General features: G+C 65.3%; 18 protein-coding genes and 1 tRNA gene. 14 read left to right on the forward strand and 5 right to left on the reverse strand.

Translation table 11 applies throughout. From position 1 onward, the window contains the following. Nucleotides 1-48: 48 nt before the first annotated feature. The gene (locus AC5Y47_RS18175; protein WP_499945623.1) at nt 49-792 is read right to left on the reverse strand and encodes a CoA transferase subunit A; all 744 of its coding nucleotides are present in this window, start codon (nt 790-792) and stop codon (nt 49-51) included. Nucleotides 793-884: 92 nt separating this feature from the next. Next, nucleotides 885-2,516, reverse strand: a complete 1,632-nt coding sequence (locus AC5Y47_RS18180) for an AMP-binding protein (RefSeq protein WP_499945624.1) — start codon at nt 2,514-2,516, stop codon at nt 885-887. Nucleotides 2,517-2,583: 67 nt separating this feature from the next. Here AC5Y47_RS18180 and AC5Y47_RS18185 point away from each other — a divergent pair, with 67 nt between their 5' ends. Together AC5Y47_RS18185 and AC5Y47_RS18190 are read left to right on the forward strand one after the other, a co-directional pair. Beyond that, the gene (locus AC5Y47_RS18185; protein WP_499945625.1) at nt 2,584-3,225 is read left to right on the forward strand and encodes an SACE_7040 family transcriptional regulator; all 642 of its coding nucleotides are present in this window, start codon (nt 2,584-2,586) and stop codon (nt 3,223-3,225) included. 64 nt (nt 3,226-3,289) lie between these two features. Then, complete coding sequence (locus tag AC5Y47_RS18190) at nt 3,290-4,069, forward strand: MmpS family transport accessory protein (RefSeq protein ID WP_499945626.1); 780 nt, start codon at nt 3,290-3,292, stop codon at nt 4,067-4,069. On the opposite strand, the gene AC5Y47_RS18195 is transcribed toward AC5Y47_RS18190, so the two are convergent. Continuing rightward, entirely contained in the window at nt 4,043-5,320 is a 1,278-nt protein-coding gene (locus tag AC5Y47_RS18195; protein ID WP_499945671.1) for an MFS transporter, read from the reverse strand. The two genes, AC5Y47_RS18190 and AC5Y47_RS18195, sit on opposite strands and share 27 nt — an antisense overlap. Nucleotides 5,321-5,528: 208 nt before the next feature. Between AC5Y47_RS18195 and cmrA the strand changes: the two genes are divergently transcribed. After that, a complete protein-coding gene (gene cmrA / locus AC5Y47_RS18200) occupies nt 5,529-6,335 on the forward strand; it encodes a mycolate reductase (protein WP_499945627.1) in 807 nt (268 codons plus the stop codon). A gap of 2 nt (nt 6,336-6,337) precedes the next feature. On the opposite strand, the gene AC5Y47_RS18205 is transcribed toward cmrA, so the two are convergent. Continuing rightward, nucleotides 6,338-7,885, reverse strand: coding sequence for a helicase HerA-like domain-containing protein (locus AC5Y47_RS18205; protein WP_499945628.1), 1,548 nt, complete (start codon nt 7,883-7,885; stop codon nt 6,338-6,340). Between the two features lie 101 nt (nt 7,886-7,986). On the opposite strand from AC5Y47_RS18205, the gene orn reads away from it, so the two are divergent. Both orn and AC5Y47_RS18215 read left to right on the forward strand, forming a co-directional pair. After that, nucleotides 7,987-8,634 (forward strand): oligoribonuclease, encoded by a 648-nt coding sequence (gene orn / locus AC5Y47_RS18210; RefSeq protein WP_499945673.1) that lies wholly within the window; start codon nt 7,987-7,989, stop codon nt 8,632-8,634. Nucleotides 8,635-8,666: 32 nt separating this feature from the next. After that, nucleotides 8,667-8,742 (forward strand) — tRNA-His (locus AC5Y47_RS18215). 105 nt (nt 8,743-8,847) lie between these two features. Here the strand turns inward: AC5Y47_RS18215 and AC5Y47_RS18220 are convergent. Beyond that, nucleotides 8,848-9,447, reverse strand: coding sequence for a TetR/AcrR family transcriptional regulator (locus tag AC5Y47_RS18220; protein WP_499945629.1), 600 nt, complete (start codon nt 9,445-9,447; stop codon nt 8,848-8,850). A gap of 305 nt (nt 9,448-9,752) precedes the next feature. On the opposite strand from AC5Y47_RS18220, the gene AC5Y47_RS18225 reads away from it, so the two are divergent. The 9 genes from AC5Y47_RS18225 to AC5Y47_RS18265 are packed head-to-tail and all read left to right on the forward strand — an operon-like array spanning nt 9,753 to nt 19,438. Further along, entirely contained in the window at nt 9,753-10,610 is an 858-nt protein-coding gene (locus AC5Y47_RS18225; RefSeq protein WP_499945630.1) for an MlaE family ABC transporter permease, read from the forward strand. A 1-nt stretch (nt 10,611) separates the two neighbouring features. After that, on the forward strand, nt 10,612-11,475 hold the full coding sequence (locus AC5Y47_RS18230; protein ID WP_499945632.1) for an MlaE family ABC transporter permease: 864 nt from the start codon (nt 10,612-10,614) through the stop codon (nt 11,473-11,475). Then, nucleotides 11,468-13,045: an MlaD family protein gene (locus AC5Y47_RS18235; protein WP_499945633.1), complete on the forward strand. Its 1,578-nt coding sequence runs from the start codon at nt 11,468-11,470 to the stop codon at nt 13,043-13,045. The genes AC5Y47_RS18230 and AC5Y47_RS18235 overlap by 8 nt, the downstream gene beginning before the upstream one ends. Beyond that, nucleotides 13,042-14,100 carry an MlaD family protein gene (locus AC5Y47_RS18240; RefSeq protein WP_499945634.1) on the forward strand — a complete coding sequence of 353 codons (1,059 nt, stop codon included), beginning with the start codon at nt 13,042-13,044 and terminating at the stop codon, nt 14,098-14,100. Before AC5Y47_RS18235 ends, AC5Y47_RS18240 begins: the two co-directional genes overlap by 4 nt. After that, the gene (locus AC5Y47_RS18245) at nt 14,093-15,148 is read left to right on the forward strand and encodes an MCE family protein (protein ID WP_499945635.1); all 1,056 of its coding nucleotides are present in this window, start codon (nt 14,093-14,095) and stop codon (nt 15,146-15,148) included. The genes AC5Y47_RS18240 and AC5Y47_RS18245 overlap by 8 nt, the downstream gene beginning before the upstream one ends. Then, the gene (locus AC5Y47_RS18250) at nt 15,145-16,248 is read left to right on the forward strand and encodes an MCE family protein (RefSeq protein ID WP_499945636.1); all 1,104 of its coding nucleotides are present in this window, start codon (nt 15,145-15,147) and stop codon (nt 16,246-16,248) included. Before AC5Y47_RS18245 ends, AC5Y47_RS18250 begins: the two co-directional genes overlap by 4 nt. After that, nucleotides 16,245-17,450, forward strand: a complete 1,206-nt coding sequence (locus AC5Y47_RS18255; RefSeq protein ID WP_499945637.1) for an MlaD family protein — start codon at nt 16,245-16,247, stop codon at nt 17,448-17,450. The genes AC5Y47_RS18250 and AC5Y47_RS18255 overlap by 4 nt, the downstream gene beginning before the upstream one ends. Next, on the forward strand, nt 17,447-18,697 hold the full coding sequence (locus AC5Y47_RS18260) for an MlaD family protein (protein WP_499945638.1): 1,251 nt from the start codon (nt 17,447-17,449) through the stop codon (nt 18,695-18,697). The genes AC5Y47_RS18255 and AC5Y47_RS18260 overlap by 4 nt, the downstream gene beginning before the upstream one ends. Nucleotides 18,698-18,727: 30 nt before the next feature. Beyond that, complete coding sequence (locus AC5Y47_RS18265) at nt 18,728-19,438, forward strand: Rv1363c family protein (protein ID WP_499945639.1); 711 nt, start codon at nt 18,728-18,730, stop codon at nt 19,436-19,438. The last annotated feature ends 41 nt before the right edge of the window (nt 19,439-19,479 follow it).

A 19,479-nucleotide genomic window follows, 5' to 3' on the forward strand; every position in this document is an offset into this window, starting at 1 on the left:
CGGCGCCGAGCGTCACGCCAGCGCAGCGCTCGGCAAAGTCATGGACGCTCACCGCACCGTCTCCTTCTCAATCCGCTTCTCGGGATCAGGCACATGCACCACGCGCTGCACGAAAACGCCCGGCGTGTGCACCGTCGCGGGATCGATCTCGCCGGGTTCGACGAGTTCCTCGACCTCGGCGATGGTGATCCGGCCGGCGACCGCGCATTCGGGGTTGAAGTTGCCCGCGGCGTAGCGGTACACCAGGTTGCCCAGCCGGTCACCCTTCCAGGCGTGCACGAGCGCGAAGTCGGTCCGGATCCCCCGTTCGAGAACGTAAGTCACGCCGTCGAACTCGCGGGTCTCTTTGGGCGGTGACACCACCGCCACCTCGCCGGAGGAGTCGTAGCGCCAGGGCAGTCCACCGTCGGCAATCTGGGTGCCGACCCCGGCCGGCGTGTAGAAGCCGGGAATGCCCATCCCGCCGGCGCGCAGCCGCTCGGCCAACGTTCCCTGCGGGGTCAGTTCGACTTCGAGCTCGCCGGACAGGAATTGGCGGGCGAATTCCTTGTTCTCCCCGACATAGGACGAGACGGTGCGGCGAATCCTCCTGTTCGCCAACAGAATCCCCAGCCCGATGCCGTCGACGCCGCAGTTGTTGGACACCGTCTCCAGATCGGTCACACTGCTGTCGGCCAAGGCGGCGATCAGCGCCTCCGGAATGCCACACAACCCGAATCCGCCGACGGCCAGCGACGACCCATCGGCTATGTCTGCCACCGCCTCGGCAGCGGTCGCCACCACCTTGTCCATATACCGCAGCGCCCTCCGGTTTCAGTTAATAATCATTAACTAAACGGTGAGAATACCATTTCCCTGCGCAGCGGGTAAAGGCAGGGCAGGGGCTATTCCCGCTCACTGAGGTGCTCGATCGCGCGCTGCCGCATCTCGACTTTGCGGACTTTGCCGGTGACCGTCATCGGGAACTCGTCGACCACCCAGACATAGCGGGGAATCTTGAACTTCGCGATGCTGCCGACGCAGAACTCCCGCAGCCGCTCGGGGGTCAGCTCCGAGGCTCCCGCACGCAACGTGACCACCGCCATGAGTTCTTCGCCGTAGCGCTCGTCGGGCACCCCGATGACGTGGGCGTCGAGGATGTCCGGATGCGTGTGCAGGAACTCCTCGATCTCGCGCGGGGAGATGTTCTCCCCGCCACGGACGACGATGTCCTTGATCCGTCCGGTGATCCGCACATATCCGGCGGAGTCCATGGACGCCAGGTCGCCGGTGTGCATCCACCCGTCCGCGTCGATGACCTCCGCGGTCTTCTGCGGGTCGTTCCAATAGCCCGACATCACCGAGTAGCCGCGCGTGCAGAACTCCCCCGCCTCCCCACGGGGGACCGTCGCACCGGTCATCGGGTCGATCACCTTGATCTCCAGATGCGGCCCCACCCTCCCGACCGTCGCGACGCGCCGCTCCAACGAATCGTCGGTGCGCGTCTGAGTCGACACCGGGGCCGTTTCGGTCATGCCGTAACAGATCGACACCCCGGGCATGTGCATGCGCTCGATCACCATGCGCATCACCTCGACCGGACAAGGGGATCCGGCCATGATCCCGGTGCGCAGACTGTCCAGCCGGTAGTCGGTGAAGTCCGGCAACCCAAGCTCGGCAATGTACATCGTCGGCACCCCGTAGAGGCTGGTGCACCGTTCGTCCTGCACCGCGCGCAAGGTGGCGGCGGGATCGAAGCCGGGTGCCGGGATCACCATGCAGGCACCGTGACTGGTGGCTGCCAGGTTGCCCATCACCATTCCGAAGCAGTGGTAGAACGGCACCGGGATACAGATCCGATCGTGTTCGGTGTACTCGAGTAGCTCACCGACCAGGTAGCCGTTGTTGAGGATGTTGCAATGGCTGAGCGTGACGCCTTTCGGGTATCCCGTTGTGCCCGAGGTGTATTGGATGTTGATCGGATCGGACGGTGTCAGCAGCGCGGTCCTCGCGTCCAGCGCGGCCGGGTCGGCTTGGGCACCAACCAACTCGTCCCAGCGATCACTGCCCATGATGGTGACGGCACAGTCGGGCGCTACGTCGGCCAGCATCTGCGCGTAGTCCGCACCTTTGAAACCCGGTGCGGCAACTACCATCCGCACACCGGACTGCCTCAGCGCATACTCCAATTCGCGCGCTTGGTAGGCGGGATTAATGGTCACCAGGATCGCGCCGATGTGAGCAGTCGCGTATTGCACCAGCACCCATTCCCACCGGTTGGGCGCCCAGATGCCGACCCGATCACCCGCTTCGATGCCGGCTTGCAACAGTCCCGTCGCCAAACCCCGTACGACGTCCGATAGTTCGGCGTAGGTCCACCGCCGGCCCGCGGCGACGTCGACGAGCGCTTCACGACTCGCGAAGGCGTCCGCGGTAGCCGCGAGGTTGGCGCCGATGGTGGTCCCGAGCAACGCAGGTGTGTTCGGGCCACGTTCGTAGGAAAGCGGATTGCGGTCTGCGGCGTCGGTGGTTGTCACGGTCCCTCCGGCCGGTAATCGGGTGTTACGTTAGTGACGATTAACCGACATGTCCAGGAGGGCCGTCATGGCAGCATCCGCCCCGGACGGGGAGCCCGGTCCACCTGAGGCGCCAAATCGTCGCAGCCAGTTGAAATCCGACCGTCGGCTGCAACTGCTCGCCGCCGCCGAGAGACTGATCGCCGAACGGGGTTTCCTCGCGGTGCGCCTGGAAGACATCGGCGCAGCTGCCGGCGTCAGCGGTCCGGCGATCTATCGTCACTTCCCCAACAAGGAGTCGCTGCTGGTCGAGTTGTTGGTCGGGATCAGCGCCCGACTGCTTGCCGGTGCCCGCGCGGTGGCGGACCGCGGCGCCGATGCCTCGGCGACGCTGGACGGTCTGATCGACTTCCATCTGGACTTCGCCCTGGGCGAGCCGGACCTGATCCGTATCCAGGACCGTGATCTCGCCCACCTGCCGGCCACCGCGGAGCGGCAGGTGCGCAGAGCCCAGCGGCAGTACGTGGAGATCTGGGTGGGCGTGCTGCGCGAGTTGAACCCCGAACTCGCCGAGGCCGATGCCCGGTTGATGGCGCACGCCGTTTTCGGGCTGTTGAACTCGACGCCGCACAGCATGAAGTCGGCCGATACCAAGGCGTCGCGGGTGCTTCGGTCCCGCGCCGTCATGCGGGCGATGACGCTCGCGGCGCTGACGGCAGGCGATCTGTAGTGCGCATTCGCTGAAGCGCGGTCAAAGCCCCCTTCGCCGTGCCCAGGTACCCTGCGAAGTGGACATGAACGAGCCACGCCGCACCCAGAATTTCGGTCCCCCTGAGCCGGGGTGGTATTCGGCGTCTCCGCAGGATGCCGCCGATTCGGTGATCGATTACCCGGCCTACGCCGACGAGATGCCGTACGCCTACGGCGGCAGAGGCTCGCCGTGGGCGCCGGGCGCCTACCCACCGAACCCGACCCAACAGTTGCCGTCACAGTATTGGCAACAAGACCAGCCGCCGTCCGACGAGCCGCCGGGAAGCACCCCGCCGCCGGGATCGCCGCGCTGGCTGTGGTTTGTGGCCGGCGCCGCGGTGCTGCTCGTCATCGGCCTGGTCATCGCGCTGGTCGTCACGAACAGTTCGGACACCCAGCAGACCGCCATCGAACCGCTGCCCCCGATGCCCGGGCCCAGCACCACCTTCGCGCCGCCGACCACCCGGACGGCGCCCCCGTCGACCACTCGCAGGCCGCCGCGGACCACCACGACCGAGCCAGGCACCACGGTCCCGCCCACGGCCACCGTGCCGGGCACGATGCAGTCCGTGGTCTACAGCGTCACCGGGGAAGGCCGGGCGATCAGCGTGATGTACATGGACACCGGCGATCTCATCCAGACCGAGTTCAACGTCACGCTGCCGTGGACCAAACAGGTGAGCCTGTCCACGTCGGCGACTCATCCGGCCAGCGTCACCATCGTCAACATCGGCCACAACGTCACCTGTTCGGTGACCGTGGCCGGAGTGCAGGTTCGTCAGCGCACCGGCCAGGGTTTAACCATCTGCGACGCCCCGCTCTGACTGCGGTCGCGGCACCCGCACGAAGAACATCGCCACCAGTCCGGCGAGCAGCACCACGACGATGCCGCCCAAACCGGCCCGATCCGCGGCGAATACGTCGACGAAGACGGAGAACAACCACGGGGCAATGAATGACATTGCTCGGCCAGTCATCGTGTAAAGACCAAAGGCGACACCCTCTTTGCCGTGTTGCGCCAACCGAAGCAACAGGGCGCGCGCAGAGGATTGCGAAGGCCCGATGAACAGACACAGGGACAACCCGCACACCCAGAACGCGAGTGGGCCGGACACGGCCAGCATGGCCATCCCGGCGGTGAGGATGGCGATCAGAGAAGCGACGATGACCGGTTTCGATCCGATTCGGTGATCGACAAACCCTCCCACCGCCGCACCAATCGCGGCCACGACGCACGCGGCAACGCCGAAGATCAGCACGTCACCTTTAGGGACGCCGTAGACCTTGACGCCCAACACCGGACCGAAGGTGAATACCGCCGCCAGTCCGTCCCGCAACAGCGCGCTTGCCACCAGGAAGTAGACGAGGTTGCGGTCGCGGTGCCACTCGGAGGTGATGTCGGTCCACAGCTTGCGGTAGCTACCCAGCAGGGTTGTGGACGGGTGGGGGTTCGCGCCCGCGTCCGGGAGGCGGTGGGCGACGAGAAGCAGCGGCAGGGCCAGGATCGCCAGCCAGGCGGCTGCCAGCAGCATCGCTGCCCGGACGTTGACTCCGTCGGCGATGGGCAGGTGTAGCAAACCGCGACGGTCACCGTCGCCGAACACGAAGCCCAGATAGACCACGATCAGCAGCACGACGGTGCCGATATACCCCGCCGCATAGCCCAAGCCCGAGATGCGACCGGCCGTCTGCGGCGTCGAGAGCTGACGCAGCATGGCGTTGTAAGGGACGCTGGCCAGGTCACCGCATGCGGCGGTCGCCGTCAACAGCGCCAACCCGGCGAAAAAGTAGCCCGGCTCATCCCGGATCAACGCCATCGAGCAGGTCAACACCACCGCCATGCCGGTCAGCACGGCCAGGGCCAATCGCCGTCGACGCGGTGACTCGACCCACGCTCCGATCAGGGGCGCCAACGTCGCGATCAGCACGCCGGCGGCGGCTCCGGCGCGCGCCAGCCAACTCACCGGCGAGGCACCCAACGGTGTGGTGCCTTCTGCCACGCTGGCCGTCAAGTACACCGAAAACACGAACGTCGGTGTGATAGCGCTCAGGCCGGTTTGACCGCAGTCCCACATGGCCCAAGCGACCACCCGCGAGCGCGGGACGGTGACTTGGCTGGTTTGCCGAGATTGAGTCTCTGCGGGCCCGCCCTCGAACTTCTTCTGCAAATTTTCAGTGTCGGTGACGGGCTGGTGACGTGCGGCCGAACCGCGCTCCGAGTCACCCATGACCGCACTCTATGCGTGTTGCATCCGGTCGTTGCGCGCTGGCTACGATCAACCCATGCCGATACCCGCTCCCAGTCCCGACGCGCGCGCCGTTGTCACCGGAGCGTCACAGAACATCGGCGAGGCGCTGGCCACCGAACTGGCCGCGCGCGGCCACAGTCTGATCGTCACCGCCCGACGAGAGGAACTGCTCACCGCGCTGGCCGCCCGTCTGGTGGACAAATACCGCGTCGCCGTCGAGGTGCGACCCGCCGACCTCGCCGACCCGGCCGACCGCGCGGCGCTGTGCGAGGAACTGGCCGCGCGGCCGATCTCGATCCTGTGCGCCAATGCCGGCACCGCCACCTTTGGTCCGGTCGCATCGCTGGACCCCGCCGGCGAGAAAGCACAGGTGCAGCTCAATGCCGTTGCGGTGCATGACCTTACATTGGCGGTGCTGCCGGGCATGATTGAACGACGGGCCGGCGGCATCTTGATTTCCGGCTCGGCAGCGGGGAATTCGCCTATTCCCTACAACGCCACCTACGCCGCCACCAAGGCTTTTGCCAATACGTTCAGCGAATCGCTGCGGGGTGAACTGCGTAATTCCGGGGTGCACGTGACACTGCTGGCCCCGGGCCCGGTGCGCACCGATCTGCCCGCGGAGGAGGAGGCGTCGCTGGTGGAGAAGTTGGTGCCGGACTTTCTGTGGATCTCCACCGAGCACACCGCTCAACTGTCGCTGGATGCGTTGGAGCGCAACAAGATGCGTGTGGTTCCCGGCTTGACGTCCAAGGCGATGTCGGTGGCGAGCGGATATGCTCCACGCGCGATCGTGGCGCCGATCGTCGGGGCGTTCTACAAGAAGCTCGGCGGCGGATAGGCCTACTTCCGGCGCCGCCGACCGGTGCCGAAGATGCCTTTGACGGCTTCGCGGATCGCCGTGTTGATCCCGCTCTTCACGGTGGGGTTCTTCAACACTTCCTCCCACATCGAGGGACCTTTGGGCTCGACCGGAGCCGGCATGGGTGGCAGCTCGTAATCCGTTGGTACCGGCGGATAGTCAGGCACGCGAGCTTGCTCAGCCGAGGGGCCCGGGGAAGGCGGCGGTGCCGCCTCGATCGTCTGACCGTACTTGCTTTGCAACGAACTCGACTTGGCCGCCTCGTGGACCGCGTCCGGACCGATCGCCGCCATCAGCGAGCGGGGCACCCGCATCCGCGTCCAGGCGACGGGAGTAGGCGCACCCTTTTCAGAAAGCACGGTGACGACGGCCTCGCCGATCCCCAATGACGTCAACGCCGACTCGAGGTCGTAGACATCGGTTTTCGGGTAGGTGCGCACGGTCTTGCTCAGCGCCTTCTGGTCGTCGGGGGTGAATGCGCGCAGCGCGTGCTGGACGCGGGCGCCCAACTGAGACAGCACGTCGTTGGGCAGGTCCGTCGGCAACTGGGTACAGAAGAACACCCCGACCCCCTTGGAGCGGATCAGCTTGACCGTCTGCTCGACCTGTTCCAGGAAAGCCTTCGACGCGTCGGCGAACAACAGGTGTGCCTCGTCGAAGAAGAAGACCAACTTGGGTTTGTCTACGTCGCCGATTTCGGGCAACTGCGCGAAAAGGTCGGCCAGCAGCCACATCAGGAAAGTCGAGAAGATGACCGGACGCAGCGACTGACCGCTGAACTCGAGCAGACTGATTACGCCCTGACCGTTTTCGACGCGCAACAGGTCGTCCGGATCGAGTTTGGGCTCGCCGAAGAAGGTGTCTCCGCCCTCGCCGGCGAGGTTGACCAGCGCGCGCAGGATGACGCCTGCCGTGGTGGACGACACTCCCCCAAGGGATTTCAGGTCGGCCTTGCCGCCCTCACTGGTCAGGTGGCTGATGACCTCGCGCAGTTGCTTCAGGGTGACGAGGGGCCAGTTGTTCTCCTTGGCCCAGTGGAAGATCAGTCCCAGCGTCGATTCTTGAGTCACGTTGAGCCCCAACACTTTCGACAGCAGGACGGGCCCGAAGCTGGCCACGGTTGCGCGCACCGGCACGCCGATCCCGCCGGTCCCGAGCGACAGAAACTCGACCGGGAAACCCGTCGGCTCCCAGGTGTCGCCGGTGTCCTTGGCGCGCGCCGCGGTCTTTTCGTTGCTCTCCCCCGGACGGGACAGACCCGACAGATCGCCCTTCACGTCGGCCATGAACACCGGGACCCCGGCCGCACTGAGCTGCTCGGCGATCAACTGCAGCGTCTTGGTCTTTCCGGTGCCGGTGGCCCCGGCCACCAGGCCGTGGCGGTTGATCGTGGCCAGCGGGATGCGGATCTGTGCGGCCGGGTCCGCCGTGCCGTCGACGACGACGGTGCCCAGCTCGAGTGCCTGACCTTGTACGGCGTAGCCAGCGGAAATGCGCTGCGCGGGTCCTGCCTCTGATTCGGTGCTCATCGGTGCCGCGCCCCTTTTCCCCGGTAGTTGCCCGTGCAGGATCACCCTACTTGCCGGGGGCCGACGAGGTCAGAGCCCCGATGCGCCTAATGTTGGGCGTTGTGCGCGACGAATTGGTGTGGATCGATTGCGAGATGACCGGGCTCGACCTCGGCTCGGACAAGCTGATCGAGATCGCCGCACTGGTCACCGACGCCGAACTGAACATCCTGGGCGACGGAATAGACGTGGTGATTCACGCCGAGGAGGCCGCGCTGTCGTCGATGATCGACGTCGTCGCGCAGATGCACGCGCGCTCGGGGCTGACAAACGAGGTCAAGGCGTCCACCGTCGACGTCGCCACTGCCGAAGCGATGGTGCTCGATTACATCGGTGAGCACGTCAAACAGCCCAAGACCGCGCCGCTGGCCGGTAACTCCATCGCCACCGACCGATCCTTCATCGCGCGTGACATGCCCGCTCTCGACGCGTTTCTGCACTACCGGATGATCGACGTCAGCTCCATCAAAGAACTCTGCCGGCGGTGGTACCCGCGGATCTATTTCGGGCAGCCGCCCAAAGGGCTGGCGCACCGCGCGCTGGCCGACATCCACGAGTCCATCCGGGAACTGCAGTACTACCGGCGAACCGCGTTCGTACCCCTCCCCGGGCCTTCTACCAGCGAGATCGCCGCGGCGGTCGCCGGACTCGACGGCCAACCGGACGCGTTGGAGACCATCGATTCGGCCGACGAGCATTCCAGCGGTTAACATCGACGTCGCCGCGTTAGTCCGCGGCCACGGTGGCTGTAGTTCAGTTGGTAGAGCACCAGGTTGTGATCCTGGATGTCGCGGGTTCGAGCCCCGTCAGCCACCCCAAGAGGTCAGAGGGCGTTTTCGCCCTCCGACCTCATGCACCAGACCGGTCGGACCTCCGGTGCCCGCCGACTTCTTAGATCTCTCCGACAGGCGTGAGGTCAACCGCTATTCGAAACCGGCCAACGTAATCCGCAACGCGTTCTCCATCTCGACGTGCATCGGCGACGTCGGCGTGTTGTCCGCGGTGAGCCACCGGTCGATGACGAATCGGACCGTCGCCAAACTCGTGTGGACCAGCAGCGCGGGCCGGATGTCGACCGACGCGTCAACGCCCATCCGGGCCGCGACGTGCTCGACGAACTTCTGTTGATCCTCGTCGCTCACCAGGGATGTCTTCCGGAGCAGATGGGGGGCGGTCGCGACGGCTCGCTGCCAGGTATCCAGGTTGAGATCGCTGGCGTTTTCGGCATGGGTGACAAACAGGTCGATCAACGCCTTCACCGCCGATTCATCGGCCGGCTTGGCGCTGTAGGACACAACGATCTCCCGGACCGCCTCCCGGACCGGGTCGACGAGAAGCCCTTCCTTGGTCGGCGCATGCCGGAAATAGGTGCTGATCGAGATTCCGGCGGCGGCCGCGATGTCCTCGGTCGTCACGACGTCGAACCCACGCTCGGCGAACAAGTCGTGCGCGGTGTGCCGAATTTGCGAGAGCAGCTCTGCGCGGCGTCGGTCCCGTAGCGAATCGGTGTTTGCTGTGGACATGCGATCACCTTCGCGATTCGGGCATTTCCAACACGATCGTGCGATCCAACGCTGGAGTCAAGTGACTGACACTACACTATTGAAAGTGCCTATCAACTAGGCTAGCGTGTTACCGCGAACCCGACTGAGCTGCAGAGTTGCGGGACCGCGGGCACCCCTACCACAGCAGGGCTCGCTTGACGCCGCTCGATCCCTTCTGCTCGGCACTCGCAACGCAACTGGTGGAAAGAGCGCAAATGAATGCGGATTTGTACCCGCGATGACAATGCTGTGGGTTTGCTCAGAGTCTTGCCGGGCACGTTGAGATGACTCTCCAACACGATCCCCCGGTGCGCGACGACGGCGTCGGCGCCATCAAAGAGTGGGGAGTCGGGTACGTCGACCGCCACCCGGTGGCGTCGCTGCGGACGGTCGGAGAACAGTTCGTCCTCGGTGTGCGGACAATCCAATACTTCTTCATCGATCTGTTCACCGGCCGCTTCCAGTGGCAGGAATTCGTCCGGCAGGGCGCATTCATGGCCGGCACCGCCGTGCTGCCGACCGTCCTGGTGTCGCTGCCGATCAGCGTCACCCTGTCCATTCAGTTCGCGCTGCTCGCGGGTCAAGTGGGCGCCACCTCGCTGGCCGGGGCGGCCAGCGGCCTCGCGGTCATCCGGCAGGGCGCTTCCCTGGTGGCCGCCGTGCTGATGGCGGCGGCCGTCGGCTCTGCCATCACCGCCGACCTGGGTTCTCGAACCATGCGCGAAGAGACCGACGCGATGGAGGTGATGGGGGTCTCGGTGATCCGGCGCCTGGTGGTACCGCGACTTGCCGCCGCGATCATGATCGGTGTCGCGCTGACCGGCGTGGTGTGCTTCGTCGGGTTCTTCGCCAGCTACATGTTCAACGTGTACTTCCAGGACGGCGCCCCGGGCAGCTTCGTGTCGACCTTCGCCTCCTTCGCCACCACCGGCGACATGATCCTCGCGCTGCTCAAAGCAGTCATCTTCGGCGCCATCGTCGCCATCGTGTCGAGCCAGAAAGGGCTGTCCACCAAGGGCGGACCAACCGGTGTGGCCAACTCGGTCAATGCCGCGGTGGTCGAATCGATCCTGCTGCTGATGATCGTCAACGTCGCAATCAGCCAGCTCTACATCATGTTGTCGCCCAGGACGGGGCTGTGACATGACCGCCTCTCCGTACCTGCCGCTGGCGCCGATCAGCACCCGGCTACTTCGCGCCTACCGCAGGACGACGAAACCGATCAGCCGGCTGGGCCACATGCTCGTCTTCTTCTTCCGCGCCCTGGCCGCCATCCCGCTCACCCTGCGCCACTACAACGGCGAGTTCCTGCGCTTGCTGTCCAACATCACCTGGGGCAACGGCTCGATCGTGGTGGGCGGCGGGACCGCCGGTGTCGCAGTCGTTTTGGGCGTCACGGTGGGTGCGCTGGTGGGCATCGAGGGGTACAACTTTCTCGACCTGCTCGGGCTGGGACCCGCAACCGGGTTCGTGTCGTCACTGGTCAACACCCGGGAGCTGGCACCGCTGATGGCCGCGATGGCGTTCGCGATGCAAGGCGGTTGCCGGTTCACCGCGCAGCTGGGATCGATGCGCATCGCCGAAGAGATCGACGCGATGGAATCGATTGCGATACGGCCCATTCCGTATCTGGTGACGACCCGGTTGATCGCCTCGGTGATCGCGATGGTCCCGCTTTACGCCGCGTGTCTGGCCATCGGCTATCTCACCACTCAGGTGGTGGTGCAGATCAGCAGCGGCGGCTCCACCGGGTCCTATCTGCACTACTTCTCGCTGATGCTGGCCGGCCAGGACATCTTGTACTCGCTGTTCAAGGCGATCATCTTCGTCTGGATTTCCGCGACCATCCAGTGTTACTACGGTTTCTACGCCAGCGGCGGCCCCGAGGGCGTCGGTGTCGCGGCGGGCCACGGTATGCGGGCCAGCATCACCGTGATGATCATGGTCAACATGCTCCTCACGATGGCGCTGTGGGGAGTCGACTCCGGCGCAAGGTTCGGTGGCTAGGTTGAAGAACCAGCCCAATTCCTTTGACGTCGACGGACGTGGCCCGACTGATCGGCAGCTGCTCGGCTGCGGGGTGGCCGTGGTTCTGGTGGCAGCCCTGCTCACCACGGGACTGTTGTTCAAGTCCACCGGCCGCCTCGATGACTACATCCGGGTGATCGCCGATCTGGTCAACGTGGGCGACGGTCTGCCGCAGAAGTCGGACGTCAAATATCACGGCGTGCTCGTCGGCATGGTCGACGACGTGGTGCCGGCCGCGCACGGTAAGCCGAACTTCGTCCAGATCAACCTGAAACCCGAATACGCCAAGTCGATTCCGGCCGCGGTGACCGCTCGCGTGGTTCCCAGCAACGTCTTTGCGGTGTCCTCCGTCCAATTGGTCGGAACCGGCCCGGGAGCCATTATCCGGCCGGGCGCGCACATTCCGGAAGACAAGAACCTGCCGACGGTGTTGTTCCAGACCACCGTCAGCAAGTTGCGCGACCTGCTGGCCGCGGCTGGGCGCGGCCGCGACGACAGATCTGTGGGCATCCTCGCGGCGCTGGGGGCCGCGACCGATAACCGCAGAGTCGCCCTGCTCAACAGCGGAACACAGTTGAATCGCGCTCTCGACCAACTCAATTCGATCGTCAGCACCGACGCCGGCCCCTCGACGGTGTCGGCGCTTCTGGACGCGGCGCGGGGACTTGGGGAAACCGCCCCCGACCTGCTCGACGCGCTGCACGAGGCTGTCGAACCGATGCGGACCTTCGCCGAAACACGCGCGCAATTGACCAATTTGCTCACCGGCGCCGACTCCACGATGGGCACCGTGCACCAGTCCTTCGACCATCACATGGACCAGCTCATCAGGATTTCTTCCGACCTGACGCCGGTGCTGGGCATCCTGGCGCTGAAGTCGGACAACTTCGTGCCCGCGGTGATCAAGCTGGACAACCTGGCCACAAAATTCCTGCAGGAAGTCTGGGACCCGGTGCTGGGCGTCGGCAACATGAGGGCCAGGCTGTCGTTCACCCAGACTTTCGCCTACACCCGTGCCGACTGTCCGCGCTACGGAGAACTGAAGGGACCCAGCTGTTTCACCGCGCCGTTGGTTCCCAACAAGCCTGATCTGCCCGAAGTGCTGCTCCCGCAGAACTACCATCCGCCCCAGAGTCTGGCGCCACCCCCCGGAACCGTCATCGGACCGGACGGCAACCTGGTGGCTGTGGGGCCGCCGTATATCAACCCGAATCCGAGCCTGGCCGACCCCAATCCCGCTCTGCCGCCTTTCATTTCCCCGTCACCACCGGTTCGCACCGATGCCAATCCGGACGATCCGGACCCGTCACCGCCGGCGCATGGCCCGGTTGCGCCGCCACCCCTGCTCGGGCCGCCGGCGCCGGGGTCGGTGACGCCGTCATCTTTCGGTGGCAACGTCGGGCCGGTCGGCAGTGACTACGAGCGAACGATGTTGGGCGTGATCACCGGTCGGCCCGCCACCGCCGCCACCGAACTGTTGTTGGGACCCGTTGCTCGCGGAACCACGGTGTCCGTGGTTCGTCAACCGCCGACCGGGGAGGCCAAGTGAAGTTTCGTGGCCCCCTGATCGGCCTCACCCTGTTCATGGTCGTCGCGCTGGCCCTCACCTGGATGGTGTATGTGAGCCTGCGCCGCGACGTCGGCGGCACGACGGCGCAGTATTCGGCGATGTTCACCGACGTGTACGGGCTTCGTGACGGTGACGACGTGCGGATGGCCGGGGTGCGGGTGGGCCGGGTCGAAAAGGTCGAGTTGAGCGGAAAACTCGCGAAGGTTTCCTTCGTGGTGCAAACCGATCAGCACCTGTTCGGCAACACCGTGGCCTCGGTGACGTACCAGAACATCGTCGGGCAGCGCTATCTCGGTCTGTCCCTGGGCACCGAGGGCAACAGCCGCGTACAACTCGCGCCGGGCAGCACCATCCCCCTCGAACGCACCGAACCGTCGTTCGACGTCACCGCGCTGCTCAACGGCTACGAGCCGTTCTTCAGTCTGCTGAACCCGCGCGACGCCGACAACCTCACCAAGGGCGTCCTGGAGTCGCTGCAGGGCGACACCTCCTCGATCGCCACCCTGATCAGTCAAACATCAACGCTCACCGAGACTTTCGCCGGGCGAGACCAGGCACTCGGTGACGTCATCACCAATCTCAACAAGGTGGTGGTCAACCTCGCCGCGCAGAATGCCAGCTTGGACGGTGTCCTCACCCAGACCCGCGACGTGGTGAACGCCCTCGACCGGCGACGCCCGGAGCTGGTGGCTTCGATGGGCTCCATGTCGCGCATGTTGCAGAACCTGTCCACGATCGCCGACGAGGACTACCCGGCGCTGCGCGAGTTCATCGACCGTCGGCCCGGTGCCACCCGGCACATGCTCGACATCGAACCGCAACTGGCCTTCTTGGGCGACAACGTTCCGTTGTTGCTCAAAGGCCTGGTCCGCGTCGGCAATCAGGGCGCGTTCGGGAATGCCTACCTGTGCGACGTGAACGCGTTCGGTTTCTTCCCGGGCCTCAACGACGTCATGCCGATCATCGTCAACGCGGCAACGCCGGGAAACAAAGCCAAGCACACACCCAAGTGCCGGAACGTCGGCGATGAGTGAGCCAACCGCGCGGCGGCGACTCGGTCCGCCCAGGCGGCGCCCGCTGGAGACCTACAGCAAGACGTGGCTGGGGTCCATCGCTGTCGCGGTGGTCGCGGCGCTGATCGGCGCACTGCTTCTGGTGCACGCGCTCGGCGCCGGCTACCGGCACTACACCGCGGAATTTCTGCAGGCGGCCGCGCTGCGGCCGGGAAACCCGATCACGGTGGCGGGCATCCCGGTTGGCGAGGTCACCAGCATGAAGCTGGTCGGCGACCATGTCGAAGCGGGCTTGAAGATCAAAGACGACGTGGCGCTGGGCAAGGACTCGAAGGCTTCCATCCGGGTCACCACCATTCTGGGTTCGCGCTACCTTGCGCTGGAACCCAACGGCTCAGGTTCTCTGGCCCACAACACCTTCGATCTGGCGCACACCGACGTTCCCTACGATCTGCAAGCCGCACTGCACGACGCGACAACCACTTTCGAGCAGGTCGACTCGGATCGGTTCGCGCAGTCGTTGGCGGTGCTGGGCAAGCAACTCGAGGGACTGCCCGCGGTGGTACCACAGGCGATGGCCAACATCGATTCGCTCTCGACGATCATCGGCCAGCGGCGTGACCAACTCGGCCAACTACTCAGAAGCACCGAGCAGGTCACCAATACCTTGCGCCGGCAACAAGGCAGCCTCGGCACTGTGGTCAATCAGGCACAGGATCTGTTGGGGCAGTTCGTGGCCCGTCGGGCGGTCTTTCACGCCATGATGCGATCCCTGACCAATGTCGTCGACATGATGAACCAGATAGTGGTCGACGATCGGGCGGGGGTGGACACCCTGCTCAACGACACGCGTGACTTCACCGCGCTGGTCGCCCAACATGACGACTTGCTGCGCAACATCTTGCAGGTCACCCCGATCTTCGTGCGCGAGGCCGCCAACCTCAGCGGTGACGCCAATGCCGTCAGCTTCAACGCCCCCAACGCCCTACTCATCGACTCGTGGATGTGCGCGATCAGCGGCCGCGCCCAGCAATTCGGGATGATCCCCTATTTCAAGGACTGCAAATGACCGGCCGGGTCATCGCTCTCGTCGCCGTCGTGGCATCGGTGATCGCGACCGTCGGCGTCGGATGGTGGTACCTCACCAAGCCGGAGCCGATCACGGTAACAGCTCAATTCGACAGCGCCACTGGACTATACGAGGGCAATGTGGTCGCCGTGCTGGGCATGCCGGTCGGCAAGGTCACCAAGATCGTCCCGAAGGGCGGCTACGTCGAAGTCCAGTTCACCGTCGACCGGAACGTCACCGTCCCGGCGGACGTCCAGGCGGTGACGGTGTCGACGTCCATCCTGACCGACCGGCAGATCGAGCTCACCCCGCCCTACCGCGGCGGTCCGGTGCTGGCCAACCACGACACCATCGGCTTGACCCGCACCAAGACGCCCGTCGAGTTCAGCCGCGTGCTCGCCGTCCTGAACAAGGTGACCAAGTCACTGGAAGGCGACGGCCACGGCGGCGGGCCGATCGCCGACGTGATCAACGGCGGCGCCGAAGTCGTCAACGGCAACGGCACCAAAATCAAAGGGGCACTCGAGGAGCTGTCCAAGGCTCTAAGGTTGAGCAGCGATGACGGCGCTCAGACCCGCGCCCAGGTCACCACGATCGTCAAGAACCTGGCGTCGCTGTTCAACGCGGCCGCCACCAACGACGGCAAGCTGCGCGAATTCGCCTCGACCATCCATCAACTCAGCCAGATCCTGGCCGACGAGGACATCGGCGGGGGGAGCACCGGCCGGAAGCTCGACCAACTGATGCAGCGGGCCAACGACCTGCTGAACGCCCATCGGGCCACCCTCCGTCAAGCCCTGCTCAACGGCAACGTGCTGGCCAAAACGCTGGTCGACGAGCGGCGTGGCCTGGCCGAAACGCTGGATGTGGCTCCGTTGCTGGCCGACAACGCCTACAACATGATCGACCGCGAGAACGGGGCCGTGCGTGCGCATTTCCTGACCGACCGGATGATCTTCGACAGCCAGATGACCAAAGAGATTTGCAACCTGATGGGTCTGCGACAACTCGGCTGCAGCACCGGGACCATACAGGACTTCGGACCCGATTTCGGTCTGACCTATGTGCTCGACGGCCTGGCCGCGATGGGGCAGAAGTGACCGGCGCACGCGGGAAGACCGCCGCCGCGCTGGCCGCCGTGGCGATCGCCGCTTCCGGATGTGCCACCAACGGCCTTGCCAGCCTTCCGCTTCCGGCCCCGGGAATGGGGTCGGGCGGATACCTGCTCACCGCGGTGTTCTCCAATGCGCTGAACCTGCCGATGAACGCCAAGGTCAAACTCGCCGGCGCCGACGTGGGACAGGTCGAATCGATGGTCGCGCGCAACTACAGCGCGGTCACGACGCTGCGCATCCGTGAGGGTGTCCTGCTGCCGACGGGCAGCACCGCGGAGTTGCGCACCGCGACCCCACTCGGCGATGTATTCGTCTCCGTCCGGCCGCCGGCCGAGATCCGCCCGGCCACAGCGATGTTGAAGGACGGCGACACGATCGGCCTGGAGTCGACGGCGGCCGCGGCGACCGTCGAGTCGGTACTGAGTTCGGCGGCAATCCTGGTGAACGGCGGCGCGGTGCGCAACTTCACCAACATCATCAACGGATTCGGCAGAGCCACCGGCGATCAGGGACACGCGTTCGGGGACCTGATCCGCAAATCCAACCAGTTGCTCGGCACCATGGATTCACGCTCCGCGCAGATCTCCGACGCGTTGACCGAATTGTCCAGCCTCAGTGAGCAACTCGACGCCAAGAATCAGAAGCTGACCGAGCTGATGACGGCTGCCAACCCGGCGATGAACGCGTTGTCCGCCAACACCACGGAACTCTCCAACATGATGGTGCAACTCGGCGACACCAGCCGGCTGTTGTCCAGGTTCCCGTCTCTGGGGGGCACCGACACCAGCGGGCGCAGTGTGATCCGCGACCTGAACACGGTCGCCGGGGCCGCCAACGACGTTGCGGTAAGCCCCGACACCAGCCTGCTGGCGCTGAACCGGCTGCTGCCGGTATTGATCAAATCCACTGCCGGGAACTCGATTTCCGTTCACATCAGCCTCGACCAACTGGTCCTGGGGTCGATACCCGACATCGGATTCCCCGGCGATCGCGGACTGCACGGACCCAACAGGTTCACCTGGAATCAGTTCATCGGGACGCTGAAGTACACGTTGTGGCGGTTGCAGGAACGCGTTGTCGGGCGAGGACCCGACGCGCCCCAGCTGCCGGTGATACCGGACCCGAACATCCCGGCTGGAATCCTGCCCGCCCCGCCCGGTCCGCTCTCTCCGGGACCACCGCCGTGATCTCCTCGGCCTCGAGCACCGTGGTCCGCGCGGTACGGGCCGCACACCGCCGACAGGTTTGGTTGTCGGTGGCGGGTCTGGCGCTCATCCTGGTCGTCGCGACCACCTATCTGCTGATCGGCGCGCTGCGGGTGAAGCCTTTCGCGTCGTCCTACCGAATTACGTTGCAGCTGACCGAATCCGGTGGACTGCTGCCCAATCAGGACGTGTCGATGCGTGGGGTGCGGATCGGTCGGGTCGATTCCCTGCAACTCACCGACCGCGGCGTCAACGCCATCGCCAGCATCGACGGCACGGTGAAGGTGCCCGCGTCGGCCGTGGCGCACGTGTCGGCGCTGTCCCCCGCCGGAGAGCAATTCATCGACTTCCAAGCCGAATCCGACGCCGGCCCGTACCTGCACGACGGCAGCATGATCGGGCTCGACCACACGACCGTTCCGGTCAGCCTGGCGCAGTTGCTCGGCGACGCCGACGGCCTGCTGGCCCAGGCCGACCCGCACAAGATCGAACTGATCAAGCGCGAACTCAGCATGAGCAAGGAGGGCCCCGGCAAGCTGGCTGCCATCGTGGACGGCGGGACGTTCCTGCTGTCCACACTCGATTCGGTGCTGCCCGAAACGGTCAGCGTCCTCAAGAACAGCCGGGTGGTGCTGACGCTGGCAGCCGACAAGAACGCCGGATTGGCCGCAGCCACCGTCGACCTCAATCGGACGCTGGCAGGCGTGGCCAGAATGCAGGCGGGGTATCGGCGCCTGGTTGATCGGTCACCGCAGACGTTGGCGGCGATCGACAACTTGTTCACCGACAACTCCGAGACCATGGTGCAGTTGCTGGGTAGCCTGGCCACCGCCTCCCAACTGCTGTATCTGCGAGTGCCCGCACTCAATGCGCTGTTCCCCGACTACCGGGGGTCGGTGCTGGACGCGGTGGCGAGCGCCTTCCACGATCACGGCGTGTTCGCGACGGCCGAGCTGTACCCCCGTTACGCGTGCAATTACGGCACGCCGGCCTATCCGCCTTCTGCCGCAGACTATTACGAACCGTTCATGTACACCTACTGCCGGGACGACGATCCGGGCGTCGGGATCCGGGCCGCGAAGAACGCACCGCGTCCGGCCGGCGACGACACCGCCGGCCCGCCCCCGGGCGCGGATCTGGGCCGAAGGACCGACCCGACCCCGCGGGGCCGCTACACGATTCCCACCCCCTACGGTGGCCCGACCCTGCCGATCGAACCGCCGCACTAGGCCCGACACACACAACCCGAGGAGAACATCATGACCGCGACAACCGAGGAAGGCGTCGACCTCAAGAAACCTGTCGGCGCAACGGAAGAACTCGACGACGTCGAAGACACCCCCGACGCGGGTGAGGACCTCGCCGATCCGGACGCCCGGGACACCGACGAGACCGACGTCGAGGACGAGGACACCGACGCAGAAGACTCCGACGAAGACGACGGGCCGCTGCTGAAAGGGAAGGGCGAGAAGGCCAAACGCACCAAGCGACCATGGCGCGCCTACCTGCGTCGCAGCATCATGCCGCTGTTATTGGCTATCTCCCTTGCGGTTTCAGGCTTCCTGGGCTGGCAGCTCTGGCAACAACATCAGGTGCAGGTGGCCGCTCAGGAGGCCCGGGAAGCCGCGATCAAGTACGCCGGGGTACTGACCAGCATCGACTCCAACAACGTGGACGAAAACTTCCGGCAAGTGCTCGACGGCGCGACCGGTGAGTTCAAGGACATGTACACCCAGTCCAGCGTGCAGCTCCGACAGTTGCTGATCGACAACAAGGCCACTGCGCACGGTGTGGTGGTGGACTCCGCGATCGCCTCCCAATCGGCCGAGAGGGTTGTGGTGCTGGTCTTCATCGATCAAACCGTGGCCAACATGGCCGTGCCCGACCCGCGCATCGACCGGAGCCGGATCAAGATGACGATGGAAAAGGTGGACGGTCGCTGGCGGGCCGCCAAAGTCCAGTTGCTCTAACCGAATCGGAGCCACCTGTGTTCAGAAGGACAGTAGCGATA

The sequence above is a fragment of the Mycobacterium sp. NGS22 genome (assembly GCF_059813095.1).